The sequence below is a fragment of the Spongiactinospora gelatinilytica genome, from assembly GCF_003236385.1.
Lineage (GTDB): Bacteria > Actinomycetota > Actinomycetes > Streptosporangiales > Streptosporangiaceae > Spongiactinospora > Spongiactinospora gelatinilytica.
Map to the genome: position 1 here is coordinate 1 of NZ_POUA01000469.1, position 5047 is coordinate 5047.

Consider the following 5047-nt stretch of genomic DNA (forward strand, 5'->3'; position numbering starts at 1 on the left):
GGGTAAATGATCTATAACAATGCCCGTGCCTTACCCCCATGACTTTACGTCCCCGTGGCGCCATGCCGGGGGGCATCGGTCACCAACGGCATCACCCGGTGCGGAATCGGGGTGTCAAGCGCGATCACCGAGGAGGTCCGGACCACGCCCCCCACCTCCACGATGAGGTCGATGACGCGTTGCAGGTCGGCGTTGCCGCGCGCCACCACCCGGCACAGCATGTCACCGCTGCCGGTGATGGTGTGCGCTTCGAGCACTTCGGGGATCGCCGCCAGCCGGTCGGCCACCGAGGCGCGCCCGCCGATCTGCCGGATCTGGAGCGTCACGAAGGCGGTCACCACATAGCCGAGCGCCGCCGGGCTCACCTCCGGGCCGAAGCCGGTGATGACCCCGCGGGCGGCCATCCGGTCCAGCCGGGCCTGGACCGTCCCCCGGGCCACTCCGAGCCGCCGGGAGCACTCCAGCACGCCCAGTTTCGGCTCGGCGGCGAACAGGGCGATGATCCGCGCGTCGAGTGCGTCGATCGTCATGGTGCACAGCGTTCCTTGCCGTCATGTGCCGTACATTGAGCACATTGTCCACTGATTCAAGTAAGTGTTGCGCAACCAGGCCAGTGAAATCGACAGTGGCTGCTATGAGCGACAACTTTCCCGTGAACGGCATGGACTCCGTCGTCTTCGCCGTCGGCAACGCGAAGCAGGCCGCCCACTACTACTCGACCGCTTTCGGGATGCGCCTAGAGGCGTATCGGGGACCTGAGAACGGCAGCAGGGACGAGACCGCCTACGTGCTGACCTCGGGCACCGCCCGCTTCGAGCTGCGCGCTCCGGTACGCGCGGGCACCGACCTGGCCAAGCACGTCGCCGAGCACGGCGACGGAGTGATCGACCTCGCCTTGGACGTGCCCGACGTCGAGGCCGCCTACCGGCACGCGGTCTCCAAGGGCGCGACCGGCCTGGTGGAGCCGTACACGATCTCCGACGAGGATGGGAAGGTGACCCTGGCGGCCATCGCGACCTACGGCGACACCCGCCACACCCTGGTCGGCCGCGCCGAGTACAGCGGCCCGTACCTGCCGGGCTACGTCGCCGCCGAGCCCATCGTCGCCCCGCGCGCCGCGCCGTACTTCGAGGCGGTCGACCACTGCGTCGGCAACGTCGAGCTCGGCCGGATGGACGAGTGGGTCGAGTTCTACCACCGCGTCATGGGCTTCACCAACATGGCGGAGTTCATCGGCGACGACATCGCCACCGACTACTCGGCGCTGATGTCCAAGGTCGTCGCGGACGGCACCAGGAAGGTCAAGTTCCCGCTGAACGAGCCCGCGGTCTCCAAGCGCAAGTCACAGATCGACGAGTACCTGGAGTTCTACGGCGGGCCCGGGGTCCAGCACATCGCGCTGACCACCGGCGACATCCTGGCGGCGGTGGACCACATGCGGGCCGCCGGCGTCGAGTTCCTGGACACCCCCGACTCCTACTACGAAGACCCCGAGCTGCGCGCCCGCATCGGCGAGGTCCGCGTGCCCGTCGAGGAACTGCGCGAGCGCCGCATCCTGGTCGACCGCGACGAGGACGGCTACCTGCTCCAGATCTTCACCAAGCCGGTCCAGGACCGTCCCACGGTCTTCTTCGAGCTGATCGAGCGGCACGGGTCGAGCGGGTTCGGCAAGGGCAACTTCAAGGCCCTGTTCGAGGCCATCGAGCGCGAGCAGGAGCTGCGCGGCAATCTGTGACGGGCGCGTCACTGCGAGCCATCGGCGCACCTCCCGTAGGCTGCCACTCAACGGCCCGGGGCTCATCCCCGGGCCATCGGCACCCGGGAAAAGAGGTCCATGCGCGACATCGGCCGGCTCGCTCTGGCGTCCACGACGATTTTCAGTTTGATCGCCTCCACCGCCTGCACGGCCTCCAGCGGCGAAAGCGGGGACGGCGGGGCGGGGCCGAGTTCCAAGCCGGCGTCGACCGCCCCGGGCACGGCGGGGGCGGCCGGCATCGGCGACCCCGACTTCCCCAAGGACGGCAACGGCGGCTACGACGTCCGGCACTACCGGCTGAAGCTCGGCTACGAGCCGGCCGCCAAGCGGCTGGACGCCGTGGCGTCCATCGACGCCACGGCCCTCCAGGACCTCTCGCGGTTCAACCTCGACCTGACCGGGCTCGACGTGCGCACGATCAAGGTGGACGGCGCGCCCGCGGCCTTCAGCAGGGAGGGCCACGAGCTGACCGTCACCCCCGCGAAGACGCTGGCGGCGGGCCGGCCGTTCGCGGTCCGGGTGGCGTACGGCGGGCGGCCCGAGCCGATCCGCGACGCCGACAACCTGGGCGTCTACGGGTTCATCCCGACCGCCGACGGCGCGTTCGTGACCTGCCAGCCCAACGGCGCGAAGACGTGGTTCCCGGCCAACGACCACCCGGCCGACAAGGCCACCTTCGACTTCGAGATCACCGTCCCCAAGGGCGTGACCGCGCTGGCCAACGGCGAGATGGCGGGCCGGCCGCGGGAGTCCGGCGGCAAGACCACGTTCGTGTGGCGGGAGCGGCACCCGATGGTCACCTACCTGGCCACGATGACGCTCGGCAAGTTCCAGCTACGCGAGGGCCGTACCGCGGCGGGCCTGCCCAACCTGGCCGCCGCCGACCCCGAGTACGCCTCCGCCCTGAACGACCTCTACACGCTCTCCGGGAAGATCACCGACTACTGGAGCACGGTGTTCGGGCCCTACCCGTTCGGTTCGACGGGCGGCGTCGTGGACGACTACGCGGCCGGTTACGCGCTGGAGAACCAGACCAAGCCGATGTACGGGGGGTTCGACCCCGACGAGGGGATCATCGCGCACGAGCTGGCCCACCAGTGGTTCGGCAACAGCCTGAGCATCAAGCGCTGGCAGGAGCTGTGGCTGAACGAGGGGTTCGCCACCTACGCCGAGTGGCTGTGGTCGGAGCACAAGGGCGAGGAGACCGCCGAGCAGATCTTCCAGCGCCACTACGGCAGCCTGGAGAGCCCGATGTGGGAGTACCCTCCGGGCAAGGCCAGACCTGACGACCTGTTCAACAACTCGGTCTACACGCGCGGCGGGATGACCCTGCACGCGCTGCGGCAGCGGATCGGCGACAAGACGTTCTTCGACCTGCTGCGCGCCTACACCGCCCGGTACAAGTACGGCGCGGTGACCACCGACGAGTTCATCGCGATGGCGGAGGAGCGGTCGGGCAAGCAACTCGACGGGCTGTTCCAGGCGTGGCTGTTCACCCCGCAGCGGCCTGCCAGTTGGTGACTCAGCCGAAGATCAGCTTGTAGCCGTCCCGGCGCAGCGCGCCCAGTACCTCCTCGCAGTGGCCCGGGCCCTTGGTCTCCAGTTGCAGCAGCACCTCGACCTCGTCCAGGTGCAGCCGCACGCCGACCCGCTCGTGTACCACGTCGAGCACGTTGGCGCCGAGGTCGGCCAGCCTGCCCAGCAGGGTGGCCAGCGCGCCCGGGCGGTCGGCCAGGCGGATGCGGAAGGCCAGGTACCGGCCGGCGGCGGCCAGGCCGTGCCGGAGTACCTTGGCCAGCAGCAGCGGGTCGATGTTGCCGCCGGACAGCAGGGCGACCACGGGCGGCTCGAAGGCGTGCGGCCGGGCCAGCAGCGCCGCCACCCCGGCCACGCCGGCGGGCTCGACGACCAGCTTGCCGCGTTCCAGCATCAGCACCAGCGCCTGGGACAGCTCCTCCTCGGTGACCGTCACCACCCTGTCCACCAGGTAGTGGATCAGCTCGAAGGGCAGGTCACCGGGCCGTCCGACGGCGATCCCGTCGGCCACCGTGGAGGCGGGCTCGACCATCACCGGCCGCCCGGCGGCCAGCGAGGCCGGGAACGCGGCGGCCCGCTCGGCCTGCACCCCCACGATCCGCACCCCGGGCCGCAGCGACTTGACCGCCAGCGCCATCCCGGCGGCCAGCCCGCCGCCGCCGACCGGCACCACGATCGTGCCGACCTCGGGCAGTTGCTCGATGATCTCCAGCCCGATGGTGCCCTGCCCGGCCACCACGTCGGGGTGGTCGAAAGGGTGGATGAACACCGCCCCGGTCTGCTCGGCGTGCTCCCTGGCCGCCTCCAGCGCCACATCGACGGTCTGCCCGGCGAACACGACGTCGGCCCCGTAGGCGCGGGTGGCGGCCACCTTGGGCAGCGGCGCGCCCTCGGGCATGTAGACGGTGGACTTGGCCCCGACCAGCCCGGCCCCGAGCGCCACCCCCTGGGCGTGGTTGCCGGCGCTGGCCGCGACCACTCCCCTGGCCTTCTCCTCGTCGGTCAGCCGCGCGATCCGCACATACGCCCCGCGCACCTTGAACGACCCGGCCCGCTGGAGGTTCTCACATTTCAGGTGGACCGGGCCGCCGACCGCCTCGGACAGGATGCGCGAGTGCAACACCGGTGTCTCCACCACGACATCGGCCAGCAACTCCCTGGCGGCGACAACGTCGTCATACGTCACCTGCGGGTCGGTCATACCGTCAGTGTCCCATGCGCGCTTGTGCCGTTCATGGCGGGCGGGGCGGCGGTCAGGTAGCGGGTGAACATCGCGACCAGTTCGTCCTCGAAGCGGGCCCGGGCGATGGGCTGCTCGGTCGAGTCGTGCGCCGCGGTGATCTGGTGGACGACCAGCTCGATCGTGGTGACGATGATCCGGGCGTACAGTGGGCGATACACGTCGGCGCTGGGGTGATGCCGTCCGGTCTCATGGCCCCGGATGCTTCCGACGATCGACTTCAGCTTGGGCAGTGTGTAGGGGTCGGCGATCTCCAGCATCTCCTGGGCGAGGCGCCGCCCCCCTTGGACGCCGGTTCAGCTGGTGCTTGGAACGGCGGGTGGCCAGGGCGTATGCGAAACACCGGGCACCGGGGCGTGACTGAGCACGGCGGGCGGGGTCTACTAAGCTCCGCCGTACAGGAGCCCGGCACCAGGGAGATACCTGAGCGTGATACCGGGCGAAGCCCGGTCCTAGGAAGGACGGGCTGAGCGAAGCGAAGGCCATTGCCCGCCGGAGGCGGGGCCTTACAGGGC

At 70.0% G+C, this 5047-nt stretch carries 5 protein-coding genes; 2 read left to right on the plus strand and 3 right to left on the minus strand.

The annotated features are described in order from the left end of the window. Positions 1 to 44: 44 nt before the first annotated feature. Positions 45 to 530: an Lrp/AsnC family transcriptional regulator gene (locus C1I98_RS34930; RefSeq protein ID WP_111171591.1), complete on the minus strand. Its 486-nt coding sequence runs from the start codon at positions 528 to 530 to the stop codon at positions 45 to 47. A 104-nt stretch (positions 531 to 634) separates the two neighbouring features. Here C1I98_RS34930 and hppD point away from each other — a divergent pair, with 104 nt between their 5' ends. Together hppD and C1I98_RS34940 are read left to right on the plus strand one after the other, a co-directional pair. Beyond that, positions 635 to 1735, plus strand: a complete 1101-nt coding sequence (gene hppD / locus C1I98_RS34935) for a 4-hydroxyphenylpyruvate dioxygenase (protein ID WP_111171592.1) — start codon at positions 635 to 637, stop codon at positions 1733 to 1735. Positions 1736 to 1834: 99 nt separating this feature from the next. Continuing rightward, the gene (locus tag C1I98_RS34940; protein ID WP_111171593.1) at positions 1835 to 3277 is read left to right on the plus strand and encodes a M1 family metallopeptidase; all 1443 of its coding nucleotides are present in this window, start codon (positions 1835 to 1837) and stop codon (positions 3275 to 3277) included. 1 nt (position 3278) lies between these two features. On the opposite strand, the gene ilvA is transcribed toward C1I98_RS34940, so the two are convergent. Beyond that, on the minus strand, positions 3279 to 4493 hold the full coding sequence (gene ilvA, locus C1I98_RS34945) for a threonine ammonia-lyase (RefSeq protein ID WP_111171594.1): 1215 nt from the start codon (positions 4491 to 4493) through the stop codon (positions 3279 to 3281). Further along, entirely contained in the window at positions 4490 to 4792 is a 303-nt protein-coding gene (locus C1I98_RS34950; RefSeq protein ID WP_111171595.1) for a hypothetical protein, read from the minus strand. The genes ilvA and C1I98_RS34950 overlap by 4 nt, the downstream gene beginning before the upstream one ends. Between the last annotated feature and the right edge of the window lie 255 nt (positions 4793 to 5047).